This is a genomic window from Cryobacterium glaciale (genome assembly GCF_004402535.1).
Classification (GTDB): Bacteria; Actinomycetota; Actinomycetes; order Actinomycetales; family Microbacteriaceae; genus Cryobacterium; species Cryobacterium glaciale.
Window position 1 is genome coordinate 20,837 of sequence record NZ_SOEY01000028.1, and the last position, 16,773, is coordinate 37,609.

Sequence of the window (16,773 nt, forward strand, 5' to 3'; positions counted from 1 at the left end):
TCAGGCGCGCTGAGCGGAAGCGATCATTTCCGGTCCGCGCCGGTCGAAGGCGCGCGAGCCGACCCAGATGCCCACGACGACGGCCACCAGCCCGAGGCCGAGGCCGGCGCCGAGTGCGCGCAGATGCCAGACCGGGTCCTCGACGATTCCCAGGTAGGCGAAGACGAGCGCCGGCAGTGCCACGACGATCGATCCGGTGAAGGTGAGCGACTGTACGAGTGCTGAGGCGGTATCCGAGGCCTGCGGCTGGGCGAACGGGCTGTCACCGGGTTTGGTCACTGGGTAGGGAAAGCGGGTGGAGGTGAAGCTCGAGAAGCCCAGACCCGCCAGGAGGATGCACGTGCTCACGCCCAGCATCGAGGGAAGTACCGACCAGTCCCCGTAGACCGAAATGCTGATGGCGGAACCAATGCCGATGAGCGGGATGCCCATGAAGAGCGCGGGAATGAGTCGGCCGATGCGGTCGGCCACGCCGCGCGTTCCCGACGCCACGTGCAGCCAGATCGCGGTGCTGTCATAGGCGACGTCGTTGTGCATGGTCCAGCCGAGAAAAAGACACATGAGTGGGACCGGCACCAGAGCGAGGTAGTGCAGCGGCACCCCGACGAAGCTCAGCGGCAGAATCGCGATGATCGGCACGATCGGAATCATGATCAACGACACCCAGTACCGAGAGTCGCGCGCCCAGTACGTGAAGGTGCGGGCTGCGATCGCGCCGACGGAACTATGCGGCAGCCGGTCGAACCAGCCCAGCCCGGAATACTGCTTCGCCACCGCCTCACGACCGGGCGAGACGAGCATGCGGGCCACGACGAATTGCCAGATCAGCCAGAGGGTGTAGGCCGACACAATGGCAATGAGCAGCTTCAGAATCGCCGCGCCCCAGGCGCCGGTGGAGGCATCACCCGGGACGGCCCACGCTGCGCCGAACGGGGTCCAGCCCAGAATCGCGGCCAGGGTGCCGAGCAGGGTACGGCCGTGACGGCCCCAGTCCGTGCTGAGCAGCACCACGACGACCGGGGAGATCAACACGAGCAGTACGACGCCAATCAGCCCGGTGAACTCGCGCGAACGCCTCGTCGACAGGAGGAAAGCGGCAACGGATGCGCTCACCCGGGACAGCAGGATGCAGGTCACGAGGATCAGCCCGGCAGATATCAGGGCGAGCAGTGTCTGCCCGACGCCCCGCGACCACGTGACAACGGTGCCGAGCAGCACGATCATCAGCGTGAGCGCCGGAACTCCGATCAAGGCCGAACCGGCCAGGCCCAGCGAGAGGGACCGGTTCGGAATACCCAGGAAGGCAAACTTGCGGGGGTCCATGCTGTCGTCGATGCCGACCACGATCGGTATGACCAGGAAGCCAAGTATCACGATGGATCCGGCCACCGTGAGCGCATCACGAATGATGACGGGGTCCCCGACGAACCGCAAGCTGATCAGGGCGATCAGCAGGGCAACGGCAACGCTGAGACCGTAGATCAGACCGATGACGAGGCCGACGACCTGCCAGGGACTACGACGAAACAGATTGGCGAGCAGCCGGAGTTTCAGTCCGAAAAATTGTGCAACCATTCCATGCCCTCCGCGACTTTGCGTCCACCGGCGAGCTCGACGAACCGATCCTCCAGTGTTTTCTGGCCACGAACCTCGTCGATGGTGCCCGCTGCGAGCACGCGGCCCTGCACGATGATGGCGACGTGATCGCACACTCGTTGGATCAGGTCCATGCCGTGGCTGGACAGCACGACCGTTCCCCCGGCTGCCACGTACTTCTGCAAAATCTCGGTGACGTTGACCGCCGATACCGGGTCGACCGACTCGAACGGCTCGTCGAGCACGAGTACGCGGGGGGAATGAATCATCGCGCAGGCCAGAGCGATCTTCTTGGTCATGCCTGCGGAGTAGTCGGCGACGAGACGGTTGAGTGCATCCTCGAGGCCGAACGCCGCGGCAAGGTCAGTAGACCGGCTGCGCACCGTGTCGTTGTCGAGGCCACGCAGGGTGCCGGCATAATACAGGAGCTGTGCGCCGGTCAGACGGTCGAAGAGACGAAGCCGGTCAGGAAGAACACCGATCACTCGCTTGGCCTCGTTGGGCCTGGCCCAGACGTCGATGCCGTGCACCAGGACGGTTCCGGCGCTCGGACGCAGGAGCCCGGTGATCATCGACAGGGTCGTGGTCTTTCCGGCACCGTTGGGTCCGACGATGCCGTAAAATGATCCGGCCCGTACGGTCAGGTCCAGATTCGACACCGCGACATTGTGACCGAAGCGCTTGACGAGGCCGCGAGCTTCAATGACGATCGGTGCGAGCACAACGGGCGTGCGCACAACCGGGGCGACCACGACCGGTACGGCGTACGCTGCCGGCTTCGTCACCGGCTCGGCTGCTGCCGAGGGGCCGATCTTCGGCGTGGCTGCCGGCACGTCGGCCGGTTCCAGCGGAGGCGCAGTTTTCGCGCCCCTCGCGGTCACTACTAGGGCGTCGCGAGTCGCGTACGGCCGAGTCGTCTCGTCGGTCGCATCCTCGGCGAGCACCCGGGCCGTGGCCCTGGCGGCGACAGGTGGCGCTGAAGGGGATGGGGTTGTTGTTGCCGGCGACTTAGGCGCGGCCGGTTTGCGCACGGCTGGTTTGCGAACGGCCGGCTTGGTAATTCCAGCTTCAGTGGCCGCCTTCGCAGCAGCGGGCTTCGCTGTGGCCGACTTGGCCGCAGTCGGCTTGGCCACAGTTATTGTGCGAACGGCCGGTTTGCGGACGGCCGGTGTGCGAACGGCCGGTTTGCGGACGGCCGGCTTGCGAACGGCCGGCTTATCGACCGCCGGCGTGCTGACCGCTGGCTCGGCGGCGGGCGGAGCTTTTGATTCGGCAGCGCGGTCCGCGACGGAGTCGTCGCCGGGTTCGGGGTGGGGCGGCACAAAAGTCACTCCGCTAACCTACCAAGGACCGCTGACCGGGGGGCGCGGACGGGCCGGCAGCACCGGTCTCAACCTGTGAGTACGCTCCACGCCGAGTCACGAAATGGACACGTGCTGAGCCGATTCTCCCCCCGGAACGGCCCGACAGGTTATGGTGAGATTGACATAACGGTGTGTCTTTACGTGAACATGTGGGTGAATCCTAGGCAAACTCTTCAGTACTGATGGGGTTTTCAGGCCTAGCCCCAACCATTCTTGAGGAGATAATCGTGACGACGCACGCAGTCAAAGCGCGGGCAGTTAAAACGCAGGTGGTCATTCTCGCGGCCGGCATGGGCAGCCGCCTCGGGCGCTCCCTCCCCAAGCCGCTCACCGAACTGAACGACGGCCGCACGATCATGCAGCAGCAGTTCGACAACATCGCACACGCCTTCGGCAAAGCCGCCAAGGTCACGATCGTCGTCGGATACAAGCTCGAGCACATCATCGAAGCCTTCCCGCAGGCATCTTTCGTCTATAACGAGGAGTACGACCAGACCAACACCTCGAAGAGCCTGCTGCGTGCCTTGCAGGCCTCGAAGCCCGGCGGTGTGCTCTGGATGAACGGCGACGTGGTTTTCGACCCGGCTATCCTCGATCGCGCTGCGGCGATGATGGCCCGCGACCAATCCTTCGTCACCGTGAACACCGACAAAGTGTCTGATGAAGAGGTCAAGTACACGACGAGTGCCGAGGGTTACATCAAGGAGCTGTCGAAGACCGTCAAGGGCGGCCTCGGTGAAGCTGTCGGCATCAACTACGTGTCGAGTGCCGATAAAGCGACCCTGATTCGCCAGCTGAGCAAGGTGGCCGACCAGGACTACTTCGAGCGCGGCATCGAACTCGCGATCGAACAGAACCGCATGCTGGTGGAGCCGGTCAACATCTCCGACTTCTACGCCGTCGAAGTGGACTTCGCCGAAGACCTCGAGCGCGCCAACCTGTTCGTCTGACCGATACCACCCTGCACCACCCGAAACCCCTGCGCCACGGCGTGGGGGTTTCGTCATCCGCCCCGCCTGCGCGGAACGCTCCCTGCGCTCCCATACGATAGACCGCGTGAGTAGTTACGCCCAGGTGCGCCCCGAACAGCGCACGCCGCTGGCCCGGTACCGGCATTCGTTGTGGTTGCTGACGCAGCGCGACCTGCGGGTGCGCTACTCCACCTCGGTGCTCGGCTACTTCTGGTCTATCCTCGATCCGCTCGTGATGGCCGGAATCTACTGGTTCGTCTTCACCCAGGTCTTCGACCGCAGCGTCGGCAACGAACCATACATCGTGTTCCTGCTGGCGGCCCTGTTGCCCTGGATGTGGTTCAACGGCGCGATCTCTGACTGTACCCGGGCGTTTCTGCGCGAGGCGAAGCTCATCCGCTCGACGCGGATTCCCCGCACCATCTGGGTAAACCGCCTGGTGCTGTCGAAGGGCATCGAGTTTCTCGCGTCCATCCCGGTGCTGGTGTTGTTCGCAATCCTGTACGGCGCCGAACTGGGCATCGACGCCTTGTACTTTCCCCTCGCCATTGTGATTCAGGCGATGTTGACGGCCGGCGTCGGACTGCTCGTCGCCCCGCTCGTGGTGTTCTTCCGCGACCTGGAACGGGCCGTCAAGCTCATCTTGCGCTTTCTGTTCTATGCCTCCCCCATCATCTACGGCACCACCGACTTACCGCCCAACCTGCATTTCTGGGCGGCTTTCAATCCGCTCAGCGGCATTTTCAGTCTCTATCGGGCGGCCTTCTTTCCCGAACAACTCGACTGGTTCGCCGTCATCATCAGCGTGGTCATGTCGCTTGTCTTCCTCGGGCTCGGGCTGCTGGTCTTCCGCCGCACCGAGAGCGCCGTTCTGAAGGAGATCTAGTGGCCCACGTGACAGCGACCCCGCTGACAGCCGCACCCCCGGCACCGGTGATCTCACTGCAGGATGTCGGCATCCGCTTTCGCAGGAATCGGCGTGGGCGTCGCAATTTCAAGGACCTGTTCGGTGCGAGCAGGAGGCGCAGCCGGCCGGGCGAGTTCTGGGCCCTGCAGCACGTGACCTTCACCGTGCAACCGGGCGAGGCCATCGGTGTGGTCGGCCGCAACGGTCAGGGCAAGTCCACCCTGCTCAAGCTCGTCACCGGGGTCGTGCTGCCCGATGAAGGATCGGTACACGTCACCGAGGGTGTTGCGCCTCTGATCGAGATCACGGGCGGGTTCGTCGACGACCTGAGCGTGCGCGACAACGTGTATCTGACGGCGGGGCTGCACGGTATGACGCGAAGGCAGATCACCGAACGTTTTGACGAGATCATCGAATTCGCCGAAATCGCCGATTTCATCGACACTCCGTACAAGCATCTGTCCAGCGGGATGAAGGTGCGGATCGCTTTCGCCGTGATCTCCCGGTTGGAAGAACCGATCCTGTTGGTCGACGAGGTTCTGGCCGTCGGCGACAAGGCTTTTCGGGAGAAATGCTACCGTCGCATCGAAGAACTCCTGGCCGGTGGTCGCACGTTGTTCATCGTTTCCCACAACGAGCGCGACCTGCGGCGCTTCTGTACCCGGGGTCTCTACCTCGACAAGGGCGACCTGGTGCTCGATGCGCCGATCACCGACGTGCTCGCCCGGTACAACGCTGACTACGGCGTCAAACCGGCCGCCTGACCCTGATCGAGCCGTCGCAGGCCTTCCTGGGATCGACGAAATTCAATCGCGAGGTAGCTGTCTCGGGTCGGCGGCAGCTGCTCGACGTCCAGTCCGGCGACGAGTTCGCTGATTTCGAGTTGCAGCACGGCCGCAACTCGAATGAGGGTGTACATCGTCGGGTTGCCACGGCCCCGGTCGATTCGGGCGTAATTGGACACGTTGAGCCCCGCACGCAACGCGACGTCCTCCTGGTTGAGAGCGAGCGCCAGGCGGCGCTCCCGCAGGCGGAGTCCGAGCAGTCGGGACGCTTCTGACTTAGGCGAAAGCATTCCTCAGTTGTAGCGGCACGGGTGAGTCCTGACTAGCGGGTGGACATTTTGCGAAAGATAGTATTTGTAGACGGGCGCGAGGAAGGCGACTAATGGCCAGGAAGAGCACACCGATGCTGTCGTCCACCGGCGGCACTCCGCAGGGCGACGCACTGCCGACCGGGTTCGTCAAGGGAATCGACCGGGTTCTGGCCATTCACCGGCCCGTTGTGCTCGCGCACATCCGCAGCATCCGGCGTCGCAATCCCTACGCTTCCCCCGAACAAATCGTGCGCATCCTGGAGAAGCGTTACCTTGCAATGGTCACGACCGGCGGTGCGGCCGTCGGCGCCACCGCGGTCATTCCCGGCGTCGGTACCGGAATCACCCTCGCGCTGTCGGGCGTGGAAACCGCCGGATTTCTCGAAGCGACGGCACTGTTCACCCAGTCGGTGAGCGAAGTCCACGGCATCGCCGTGGAGGACCCCGAACGTGCCCGCGCCCTCGTCATGACCATGATGTTGGGCCGGGAGGGCAGCGACCTGGTGCGCCAGCTCGCCGGTCAGGTGACCGGCTCGGGAACGGCACGAACCACGTACTGGGGTGAGCTCATCACCAACAATCTGCCCCGGGCAATTCTCGGCCCCCTCACCGACCGGCTGAAGAGTGTTTTCCTGCGTCAGTTCGCCACCCGTGGCAGCGCCAGCCTGCTCGGCAAGGCCTTGCCGTTCGGTATCGGAGCGGTGATCGGCGGTGCTGGAAACCACATTCTGGGCAGCAAGGTTATGCACGCGTCACGGCTCGCGTTCGGTCCGGCACCGGCCGGGTTCCAGCCGAATCTGGACCCGCGCGTGCGGGAGATCTCGGTTCGGGAAAAGCGAGGGGGCAAAGCGGTGCGGGCCGCATCGGCCGAGCCACCGGCCTCCGCTTCATGGCCGCCGGAGCCGGCAGCGACCTAGCGACGCGCGCCCAACTGCTGCACGCGCTGTGAGCGGATGCTTGCGCTAACGGCCTGCCAGGCGCGCGCGCGATTGAGTGCCGCGCGTGCAGTGCACGGCCGCGCCGCCGTTACTTCGCGTCGCCCGTATTCGACGTGGGATCGGGCACAATCGCGATATCGGCGTCGTGCACGGCCGCGAATCTGTCCCACTCGTCCATCAGATGCTGCACGGCCGCGTGCAGTCGTTCCGTCGCGACGCCAGGGGTTGTGTCGCCGAAGTAGCGCTGCACCCAGCCCTGCAGGCGTTCCACCGCCGCGTCATCGTGGGTGAGGCGTTCGACCTGCCCCGCGATGTCGGCGGCCTGCTCGGTCGGTAGCCACTCGCAGTCGGAGAGGTAACCGCTGGTGTCGATCACGGCCGTTGGGTTCACCGGTCGGGTGATGATGAGAGGTTTGCCTGTGGCGAGGCGGTCGTAGACCATGGCGGAGATGTCGACGATGGCGACATCCGCTGCGGCGAGTTGCCAGCCGAGATCGGGGCCGGAGTCGTAGACGTGCTGCGCGCTCGGATCGCGGGCGTTGGCCGCCGCGATGGCAGCGATGATGGTCTTGTTGGCCGCACCGTAGCGGTGGTCGACGACGCCGCTGCGCGGGTGCGGTCGGTAGATGACGCGGTGCGCGCCCGTGGCCAGCAGTGCGGTGACGAGCGCGATCCCGTGGGTCGCGACGGAGCCATAGGCGGCGGCGGCCCTGTCCCCCTCCCAAGTGGGGGCATAGAGCACGACCTGGCGTTGATCGGGCGTGTAGGGCAGCTCTCCGCTGAAATAGTCGGCCTGGGGGCGCCCGATCTTGATCGCGCGCTTGTCGAAGTCGTAGTCCCAGAGCACCCGATCGAGTCGGGCCAACGCGGCGTCCCCGGCGACGAACGAATAGTCGTAGGCCTTGAACTGGTTGGTGATCATGTACATCTTGTCGCTCTCACCGTGGTTGATGAAAACGTGCCAGCAGCGCCCGTAACGCATCATCTGGAAGTTGCGCGGGTTCTGGTTGACGTAGAACACGATGCGGATGTCCTGCTCGGCGACGATCTGTTCGAGCTGGGGTACCGTGCGCGCGTAGGCGACCGGGATCGGCGACTCGTCCATGAGCTGGAGGGTTCCGCCGCCGGTGCGGCTGAGCACGAGTACCGGCCACGTTGTGGCGAGTGTGGCGAGCGGCTGGTACCACTGGCGCATCTGGTACATGTTGACCGGTCCGTCGGCAAAGTACACGGCGATCTTGAAGTGGTTGTCTGCGCGCAACTCCCGCGCTTTCAGCGGGCCGCGGAGCCTGTGCTGGGCCTTGCGGGAGGCCACAACATCCCGGACCAGTTTGACTGCACGCCTGACGTCTTTCCGAATTACCACCGAACAAGACTACCTTTCGTTAGATGATCGGCGGGCGCCCCGCGCGGGTCATGCGCCAGACCGTGCGCGCGCGCAGCGGATGCCGCGGCCCCGGGTCGCTGCGCCACCCTTCGCGCCAGCCGCCGAACCAGGCGCGCAGGGCCGGGCGATTGTTCAGGCCCCAGCGCAGCACCTGGATCGCCGTCCAGGAGCCCACATAGAGCGGCACGAACAGGACCGGCAGGTTGCGGCGGGCCAGCCAGACCCGGTTGCGGGCGTTCAGGCGGTAGTAGTCGGCGTGCCGCGTGGGCAGGATCACCGGATGGTTGGCGACGAGGTCGCCGGCATACCAGGCGACCCGGCCCTGATCCCAGACCCGCCAGGCCAGTTCGATGCCTTCGTGGGCGTAGAAGAACGGTTCGGCCCAGCCGCCGGTGGCGTCGAAGACGGCGCGGGGCAGCAGCACGGCACCCTCCCAGACCGAGAACACGGGTCCGGGCGTGGTGGCCTCGCCCTTGCGGATGCGGGGAATCCACCGCCGGGGTGACTGAACCCCCATCGGGTCTTCGACCCGCGGCTGCAGCAGTCCGATTCGTGGGTCGGCGCGCAGCTTGTCGATCGCCGTGATCAGAAAGTTCGAATCGGGAATGCTCGCATCGTCATCGAGGAAGAACAGGTATTCTCCGGTGACGAGAGACACCCCGCGGTTGCGGCCGGCCGGAATGCCCAGGTTGGTCGGCAGTGCGAGGGCCTGCACGCCGACGGGCAGGCCGGTCGGCTGCCAGCCGTTGCCGACACAGACCACGTCGAGTGTGACGTCCTGCTGGGCCAGCACCGAGCGGATGCCCCGATCGAGATCCCCCGGCCGGGTGCCCTGGGTGAGCACCACGACACCGACCGTGGGCCTGCCGGGCTCAGGAACGGACACGCTTGGACGCCATGATGGCCACGAAATGTCCGATCAGCGACAAAAAGGCGAGCGGAACCAGAACGATGAGAACGGAACGGTCAACGAGCGGCTGACCGACGAACAATCCGATGACCGCTGCGGCGAAAATGACCATGGTCAGTTCGACCGAGTGGTACAACCGGTGGAAGGGCACGAAACGGGCGAGTCGGCGCACTCGGGCGATGACACTCGAGGTCGGTGTCTTCTCACCGTGGGTGTCGGCGAGCTTCGTCAAGCCGGCGTTGGCCCGGGCGACGTGCACCATATCGTTGAGGGCTTTGTTTAGCACGATGATGAGGGCGAGGAGCAGCGCCAGGCTGGTCCACAGAAAATCGTCGGGCGACTCGAACGGGTAGGCCGCCGCGCGAATGCCGAGGGTGATGGGAATGAGCGACTCGGTGGAATAGTGACCGACCTTGTCGAGGAACACCCCGGCGGGCGAGGACGTGCCACGCCACCGCGCCACCTCGCCGTCGCTGCAATCGATGAGCATCTGCACCTGGCTGAGCGCAAGGGCGAGCAGGGCGCCCCAGATTCCGGGGATCAGCAGTGCGGCGGCGGTCGACCAGCCGGCCAGGATCATCAGCGCGGTCACGCCGTTGGCCGAGATACGGGTTTTCAGCAGCATCCAGGTGAGGTACGGCGACAGATCGCGCAGGTACAGGCTTGCCGTCCAGTGCTCTGCGTTGGCGCGCAGGCGCACCTCGGGGGGCTGCGCGACGGCGCGCAGTTGGGCGATCGATTCCGGTCGGGCCGGCCGGTTGGGCCAGACCTGGGGCGAACTGGTCATCTGCTCACCTTCCCGTGTGTGCCGTGATGTTAGTGGTGAGCTTGAGATAACCGAGTACGAACCCGATTCCCCAGCAGAAGTGAATGCAGGGCAAGACTACGAGAAAGTGCAGGGACGCACGAAATCCATCCGGCCGGGCCACCGCGATCGTCGCGATAATGACGATGAGCAGGTACCCGGCGGGAACGACCAGGCCGAGCAGCAGCCACGGCGTAGCACCGAACGCGGCCTGCACGAGCCCGCCGATACCCAGGAGCAGCCCCACAGCGACACCGAGCACCATAGCGGGCGGCGCAAAATAACGGATGCCGTTGGCCGCCGGATAGCGCCGCGCCAGCTCACCGCGCCAGAGCCCGGTAGAGAGCATCTGCCGTGCCAACTGGACCAGGGTCGGTCTGGGGCGATAGAGCACGCGCAGGCGAGGGGTGAACCAGACCTGGCCACCGGCTTCGCGGAGGCGACGGTTCAAATCCCAGTCCTGGCCGCGTTTGACGCCCTCATCGAACAGTCCGACGTTCAGGATGCTCTCGGTGCGGAAACAGCCCAGGTACACTGTTTCGGCGGAGCCTTCCGCGCCGCCAACGTGGTGCGGCGTGCCGCCGAGGCCGATGCGGGTGCCGTAGGCGCGGGCTACAGCCCGCTCGAAAGCGCTGATGCCGCGGGCATCCATGATGCCGCCGACGTTGTCGGCGCCGGTGCGCTCGAGCGTCTCGACCGCGATGCGCGCATAGTCGGGGGGCAAAACGGAGTGGGCATCCACCCGAATGACGACCGCATACCGGGAGGCGCGAATGGCTATGTTTAGGCCGGCCGGCGTCGAGCCGACATCGTTGGGCACCACGCGGATGCGCGCGTCGACGGCGGCCATTTCCTCGACCAGTTCGGTCGTGCCGTCAATGCTCGGTCCGAGGGCGAGGGTGACCTCGAACGGTCCCTGAAAGTCCTGAGCCAGGAGGCTCTCGACAGCGGCACGTACGTGCGTCGCCTCGTTGAGCACGGGCATCACATACGACACTCCGGGAAGAAGTCCTGTACCACGTTGGTGCACCTGGCTGGCCAGCCTTCCGGTTATTTGGGTAGGACGATCGAGCCTACCAGCCCGCCAAATGGCTGTAGCCCCGGTTGCACACGCGCAAAACGCGCCGCCGGCTTGCCGGCGGCGCGTTTCGCGCGATCGTGCTGGAAAGGAGCAGAGGATGAGGACGCGGTTAGCTGGCGAGCTCGCCGACCGTGACCGAGACGGTGATCGACTTGCCGTCGCGCACGTAGGTGAGGTCGGCAGTGCCGCCGGCCGGGAGCACCCGAACCTGCGCGGTGAGGTCGATCGAATCCGTGATCGGGACACCGTTGAAGTTGGTGACCACGTCCCCCGCGGCCAGACCGGCCTTCTCGGCCGCCCCACCCGGGGTGGCTTCGACGATGAGGGCGCCCACCGTGCTGCTGGTGGAACTCGAGGCGTCCTTGACGCTCGCGCCGAGCAGGCCGTGGGTGGCAGTACCGTTGGCGATGATCTCATCGGAAATGCGCTTGGCGAAGTTCGACGGGATGGAGAACCCGACACCGATGCTGCCCGCGGCCGACGATGCGGTGGTGGTGCCGGCACTCGCGATGGCGACATTGATGCCGATCAACGCGCCCTCGCCGTTGAGCAGGGCGCCACCGGAATTGCCAGGGTTGATGGCGGCATCCGTTTGAATGACGGGGAGCGCGATGCTGGCGGTGGCCGACTGGGAACCCTGAGACTGTTCACCGTTCTGGTCGGGGAAGTCGAAGAAGAACGGATTCTGGCTCTCCCCCTCGTCGGGCACCGTTTCGTCGGGCGAACCAGGCGCGGCGGAACTCGCGACGGTGATGCTGCGGTTGAGGGCGCTGACAATGCCGTCGGTGACCGTGCCCGAGAGGCCGAGAGGGGCGCCGATGGCGATGGCGCTGTCACCGACGTTGAGCTCGGACGAGTCACCCCAGGTGATCGGGGTGAGGCCGCTCGCGTCGGTCAGCTTGATCACGGCGAGGTCGGAAATGGGATCGGTTCCGACCAGTGTGGCGGTGTACAGCTTTCCGTCATTGCTCTTGACCTCGATCGTCACGTCCGACGCTGCACCGTCAAGGGTGACGACGTGCGTGTTGGTCAGTACGTAACCGTCCTCGGTGAGGATGACACCCGAGCCGGTGCCGCCGGACGAACCGTTCGCTACGTCGATGGTCACGACGCTCGGCGAGGCCTTGGCGGCGACGGCGGTGATCTGGTTGACGCTCGTGCTGTCATTCACCACGACGTTGCTCGGGCCGGAAGCCTGGCTGACCGGTACGCCGTTGTTCTGGTTGCTCATCATCAGGGCGGTGATGCCGGCCCCGGACGATCCGCCGACGAGTGCGCCGATGGCGAGCGCGGCGATCAGCGCCACGCTGCCCTTGCGCCGACCGGACTCCTTGGGCTTGGCGGCGGCGAAGGGCTGTCCGGGGTAGGCATCCGTCGGGTAGGAATCGCTGGGGTACGTGTTCGCGGTGGCGTAGGCCTGCGGCGCGACGCTCGGAGCGTAGGCGGACGTCGACGCTGCGGGGGTCTGGATCGGGCGGCCGAAGGCATCCGTCGGGTAGGCGACGGTCTGTGCCTGGTCCGGCTGTGCCTGCTCTGCCGCTGATGCGGCCGGCATGGCCGGTGCGTTCACGACCGGTACGTCATCGACCGGCTGTGCATCGGCCGGTTGTGCATCGACCGGTTGTGCGGGCGGAGCCGGCGAGTCTGTCGGTGTGGCCGGCGGGGTGGCCGGCGAAGAGGGTGGGGTCGCCTCGCCGGACTCATTCACGGCGAAGGCGGCGGCATCATCAGCCGGATCGGGGGTGGTGCCGGAATCTTTGTTGTCGGTCATCGGGTGCTCCTTCCAAGCGTTGCCAGCTTTGCGCCCGAACCTGAACGTTCGGTATGTACGTCCTGAGAGCATTCAATGATCGAGCCGAGACCTTGCCGAGGCGATAGTTTGGAACCCATGCGGGACTCAAGACAATCAGGGCAGGACATGACGGGCAATTCAGTGACGATGTCCGGCGCCTGGCGACGCACAGCGCGCGGGGCGGGGCTCCTCGCCGAGGACGGCAGCGTTGCACCAAGTATATTCGCCGAGATGAGCGCGCTGGCCCTGCGCACCAATGCCATCAACCTGGGCCAGGGCTTTCCCGATGAAGACGGGCCGGCCCTGGTGCTCGAGGCCGCCCGCCGGGCGATCAGCGACGGGGTGAACCAGTATCCGCCTGGGCGCGGCCAGCCGGTGTTGCTTGACGCGATTTCCCGGCACCAGCAACGGTTCTACGGCCTGACCGTTGATCCGGGCAGCGAAGTTCTCGTCACTGCCGGGGCAACCGAGGCCCTCGCGGCCACGATTCTGGCGTTGATCGAACCGGGCGACGAGGTCGTCACCTTCGAACCGTTCTACGATGCCTATGGCGGACTGATCGGCCTGGGCGGCGGCATCCATCGCACCGTGCCGCTGCGTGCCCCCGACTTTCAGCCCGACCTCGATGCGCTGCGCGCCGCCGTCACCGACCGCACCCGGCTGATCATCGTGAACGATCCGCACAATCCCACCGGCGCGGTCTTTCCCCTGGCCACCCTTGAGCTGATCGTGGAGCTCGCCCACCGATACGACGCGATCATCGTCACCGACGAGGTGTATGAGCACCTCACCTTCGGGGCGCCGCACATTCCCATCGCGACCCTGCCGGGCGCGTGGGAGCGCACGGTCACCATCTCCTCGGGCGGAAAAACGTTCAGCCTCACCGGCTGGAAGGTCGGCTGGCTCAGCGCACCCGCCGCGATCGTCACGGCCATTCTCGCGGTCAAACAATTTCTGACCTACGTGAATGCGGCGCCGTTCCAGCCGGCCATCGCCGTCGGGCTCGACCTTCCGGACGCATACTTCGCCGGAATCGCCGCGGATATGCAGCGAAAACGCGACGTGCTCGCCACCGGGCTGCAGGCGTCCGGATTCGACATCAGCATGCCGCAGGGCTCGTATTTCATCGTGGCGGATGCGACGCCGCTCGGCTTCACCGACGGCGCCGAACTCTGCCGCCGACTGCCCGAGCTGGCGGGCGTGGTCGCGGTGCCGATAGCGGCGTTCTGCTCCCCCGCCCACCGGGCCGAGTATGCGGCCCTGGTGCGGTTCGCCTACTGCAAGAAAGTAAAGCTCCTCGAGCAGGCGTCGACCCAGCTCGAGGCCCTCTCCCGTGCATAACTCCTGCAATTTCTGCGACCGCGGGTTCTGAACGCCGCAATGACGCGGAACTTTCGCTGACGGCATACGAATTGCAGGAGTTATGCACCCCACTCGCATGGAGGGGGGACGCCGGGTTAGGACGCCAGAGCGGGGTAGTCGGTGTAACCCCGGGCGCCGTCGGCGTAGTAGGTGAGCGGGTTGGGCTCGTTCACCGGCAGGTTTTCCCGCCAGCGACGCACCAGGTCGGGGTTGGCGATGGCGGCACGTCCGATGACGACGGCGTCGGCGACGTCGTCCCGCACAAGGCCGAGGGCCTCGTCGCGGGCGGTGATGGCGCCGAATCCGCTGTTGACGAGGAAGACCCCACCGAATCGGGCTCGCAGGTTCTGCACGAGGTCGCCGCGCGGGTCGGCGTGCAGCACACTCAGGTAGGCCAGGCCGAGCGGGGCGAGCCCATCGACGAGGGCGCCGTAGGTGGCCGTGAGGTCGTCGGAATCCGTTTCGAGGGCGTCCTGGATGTTGTGTTCGGGTGAGATGCGCAGGCCCACCTTGTCGGCGCCGACGGCTTCGGCGACCGCTGTCACCACGTCGATGACGAACCGGGCGCGGTTCGCCGGCGAGCCGCCGAAGGAATCGTCGCGCACGTTGGAGGCCGGCGACAGGAACTCGTGCAGCAGGTAGCCGTTGGCGCCGTGCAGCTCGACACCGTCGAATCCGGCGGCGATGGCGTTCCGGGAGGCGAGCACGAACTCGGCGATGATGCCGGGCAGCTCGTCTTCGGTCAACGCATGCGGCACGGGATAGTCCTGCTTGCCGTCGTAGGTGCGCGTGGTGCCGTCGATGGCGATCGCGCTCGGTGCGACGACCGGGAACCCACCGTTCGTGGCCTCGTGGGTGACACGACCGGCATGCATGACCTGGGCGACGATGCGCCCGCCGGCAGCATGCACCGAATCGGTCACTGCCTTCCAGCCAGCCAGCTGTTCGGGCTCGACGAGCCCGGGCTGCCCGGGGAAGCCCTGGCCGGCATGGCTCGGGTAGGTGCCTTCGCTCACGATCAGTCCGAGCGAGGCTCGCTGCGTGTAGTGCAGGGCTACGAGTTCGCCGGGAACACCCGACTGGCCGGAGCGGATGCGGGTCAGCGGCGCCATGACGAGACGGTTGGGGAGTTCGAGGTCACCCAGGTTCAGCGGGGAAAACAGTTTCACGGGCACTTCTTTCTCAATATTCAGCCGGTCGGTCCGACCGGACACGTTCGTTGGGGAGGCAACAGGTGTCTGCGCCTTCACAGGCGGCAACGGACAGGAGACGCACGATATTCCTGCCTGCCAATCGGCTGCGCGTTTGTCGCCGCGCCGGTAATCCTCATCGGGAACTTCTGGCGGGCAATCCGCTGCGGCTGCGGCAACGAACTACCGGCATGAGCATTTTGATGACCCGACCAGCGATCCGAAACCGCTCGACCCCGGACCGTTCGACCCCGGACGTGGCCGTCGCGTCCATCGGCGCACCGGACTCTCCGAAGCCGGCTCCGACGCCTCCCCGGCCGAAACCGGCTCCGCCCGCGACCGTGCTGGGCTACAGTCCGTTTCCCCTCGATGCTGACGCCCGTCACTTCGGCCTGACCACCAGTACCATGCGCCTGAAGGGGGGAACGGTGCGGGTGCGCCACGGTCGCCGCACCGCCAGCGAGACCGCGACCATCCTGTTGCACGGCGCGGCCGGGTCCTGGACGACGTGGACTCCCCTGCTGCAGGCCGGCGATGCGACCGCCCGCGAACTGACCGATCTCATCATTCCCGACCTGCCGGGGTGGGGCGACTCGCCCACGCCCGCCGACGTGTCGGTACTCGGCGTTGAATCGATGGCCGAGTTGGTGGCCGATCTGGCCCGTTCGCTCGGCTACGAGCGATGGGACGTCGTGGGCCATTCGATGGGCGGGTTCATCGCGCTGCAGCTGGCGGCGAGCGAAACGCGCGCCACGGCATCCGTCGGCCTGGTCTCGGCCACGTCGTTTTCGATCATCGACAGCGTTAGTCATCCGATTCGCCGATTCTCGGTCCTGCCCGCATTCACGGCGCTGCTTCTGACCATGCGGATGCTGCGCGTCGCCGGCCCGATCGGCCGCGGTCTGGTGCGGGCCGTCGCGGGACTCGGTCTTCTGCGCGGGCTGGTCGCTCCCCTCTTCAGCTGGCCGACGGCGATCGACGCCACCGTGGTCGCCGCCCTCGGCGCCGAGGTGCGACCGGCCGGCTTCGTTCTGGCGGCTCACCGTGCCGGCACCTACGACGCTGCCACCCGTTGGGCCCAGATTCGCTGCCCCGTGCGATCGGTGCACGGTGACCACGACGTTTTCGTCACGGCCGACGACGACGAGCGGCTACTCGCCGCGATCTCGACCTGCCGGATCAGCACCATTCCTGGGGCCGGTCACTTCAGCCAGATCGAACGCCCGCTGGAAGTGCTGATCCGGCTGGAATTCACTGTTTCCCAGCCGATACGCACTGCCGCGCGTCTGCTGGGTACTTGCTGAAATCCTTGTATTTGTCCCCCAAACAGTGGACAGTAAGTAGCACTACCCGGTTCCACGCAAAAGTGCAAGC

At 65.9% G+C, this 16,773-nt stretch carries 15 protein-coding genes; 6 read left to right on the plus strand and 9 right to left on the minus strand.

Annotated features, from left to right (window positions below; translation table 11 throughout):
• Positions 1-1,575, minus strand: coding sequence for a hypothetical protein (locus tag E3O06_RS12245; protein WP_134503671.1), 1,575 nt, complete (start codon positions 1,573-1,575; stop codon positions 1-3).
• Positions 1,551-2,927 (minus strand): ATP-binding cassette domain-containing protein, encoded by a 1,377-nt coding sequence (locus E3O06_RS18455; protein WP_420898881.1) that lies wholly within the window; start codon positions 2,925-2,927, stop codon positions 1,551-1,553. The genes E3O06_RS12245 and E3O06_RS18455 overlap by 25 nt, the downstream gene beginning before the upstream one ends.
• Before the next feature lie 260 nt (positions 2,928-3,187).
• On the opposite strand from E3O06_RS18455, the gene E3O06_RS12255 reads away from it, so the two are divergent.
• From E3O06_RS12255 to E3O06_RS12265, 3 genes are all read left to right on the plus strand, one after another.
• On the plus strand, positions 3,188-3,910 hold the full coding sequence (locus E3O06_RS12255) for a phosphocholine cytidylyltransferase family protein (protein WP_255453626.1): 723 nt from the start codon (positions 3,188-3,190) through the stop codon (positions 3,908-3,910).
• 106 nt (positions 3,911-4,016) lie between these two features.
• Positions 4,017-4,817, plus strand: a complete 801-nt coding sequence (locus E3O06_RS12260) for an ABC transporter permease (RefSeq protein WP_241980133.1) — start codon at positions 4,017-4,019, stop codon at positions 4,815-4,817.
• Positions 4,818-4,825: 8 nt separating this feature from the next.
• The gene (locus tag E3O06_RS12265) at positions 4,826-5,602 is read left to right on the plus strand and encodes an ABC transporter ATP-binding protein (protein ID WP_241980206.1); all 777 of its coding nucleotides are present in this window, start codon (positions 4,826-4,828) and stop codon (positions 5,600-5,602) included.
• Here the strand turns inward: E3O06_RS12265 and E3O06_RS12270 are convergent.
• Positions 5,578-5,913 carry a helix-turn-helix domain-containing protein gene (locus E3O06_RS12270; RefSeq protein WP_134503673.1) on the minus strand — a complete coding sequence of 112 codons (336 nt, stop codon included), beginning with the start codon at positions 5,911-5,913 and terminating at the stop codon, positions 5,578-5,580. The genes E3O06_RS12265 and E3O06_RS12270 overlap by 25 nt on opposite strands.
• Positions 5,914-6,005: 92 nt before the next feature.
• Here E3O06_RS12270 and E3O06_RS12275 point away from each other — a divergent pair, with 92 nt between their 5' ends.
• Positions 6,006-6,851 carry a hypothetical protein gene (locus E3O06_RS12275; RefSeq protein ID WP_174843225.1) on the plus strand — a complete coding sequence of 282 codons (846 nt, stop codon included), beginning with the start codon at positions 6,006-6,008 and terminating at the stop codon, positions 6,849-6,851.
• Between the two features lie 109 nt (positions 6,852-6,960).
• On the opposite strand, the gene E3O06_RS12280 is transcribed toward E3O06_RS12275, so the two are convergent.
• The 5 genes from E3O06_RS12280 to E3O06_RS12300 all read right to left on the minus strand — a co-directional run bounded on the left by E3O06_RS12280 (position 6,961) and on the right by E3O06_RS12300 (position 12,826).
• Complete coding sequence (locus tag E3O06_RS12280) at positions 6,961-8,238, minus strand: CDP-glycerol glycerophosphotransferase family protein (RefSeq protein WP_134503674.1); 1,278 nt, start codon at positions 8,236-8,238, stop codon at positions 6,961-6,963.
• Between the two features lie 19 nt (positions 8,239-8,257).
• On the minus strand, positions 8,258-9,145 hold the full coding sequence (locus E3O06_RS12285; protein WP_134503675.1) for a glycosyltransferase family 2 protein: 888 nt from the start codon (positions 9,143-9,145) through the stop codon (positions 8,258-8,260).
• Positions 9,132-9,956 (minus strand): CDP-alcohol phosphatidyltransferase family protein, encoded by an 825-nt coding sequence (locus E3O06_RS12290; protein WP_134503676.1) that lies wholly within the window; start codon positions 9,954-9,956, stop codon positions 9,132-9,134. Before E3O06_RS12290 ends, E3O06_RS12285 begins: the two co-directional genes overlap by 14 nt.
• A gap of 4 nt (positions 9,957-9,960) precedes the next feature.
• Entirely contained in the window at positions 9,961-11,016 is a 1,056-nt protein-coding gene (locus tag E3O06_RS12295) for a glycosyltransferase family 2 protein (RefSeq protein WP_420898884.1), read from the minus strand.
• 148 nt (positions 11,017-11,164) lie between these two features.
• A complete protein-coding gene (locus tag E3O06_RS12300) occupies positions 11,165-12,826 on the minus strand; it encodes a S1C family serine protease (RefSeq protein ID WP_134503678.1) in 1,662 nt (553 codons plus the stop codon).
• A 162-nt stretch (positions 12,827-12,988) separates the two neighbouring features.
• Between E3O06_RS12300 and E3O06_RS12305 the strand changes: the two genes are divergently transcribed.
• Positions 12,989-14,188, plus strand: a complete 1,200-nt coding sequence (locus E3O06_RS12305; protein ID WP_134503942.1) for an aminotransferase class I/II-fold pyridoxal phosphate-dependent enzyme — start codon at positions 12,989-12,991, stop codon at positions 14,186-14,188.
• A gap of 116 nt (positions 14,189-14,304) precedes the next feature.
• Here E3O06_RS12305 and E3O06_RS12310 read toward each other — a convergent pair whose 3' ends face one another.
• Positions 14,305-15,378: an alkene reductase gene (locus tag E3O06_RS12310; protein WP_134503679.1), complete on the minus strand. Its 1,074-nt coding sequence runs from the start codon at positions 15,376-15,378 to the stop codon at positions 14,305-14,307.
• A 212-nt stretch (positions 15,379-15,590) separates the two neighbouring features.
• Here E3O06_RS12310 and E3O06_RS12315 point away from each other — a divergent pair, with 212 nt between their 5' ends.
• Positions 15,591-16,703 carry an alpha/beta fold hydrolase gene (locus E3O06_RS12315; RefSeq protein WP_134503680.1) on the plus strand — a complete coding sequence of 371 codons (1,113 nt, stop codon included), beginning with the start codon at positions 15,591-15,593 and terminating at the stop codon, positions 16,701-16,703.
• Positions 16,704-16,773: the final 70 nt, after the last annotated feature.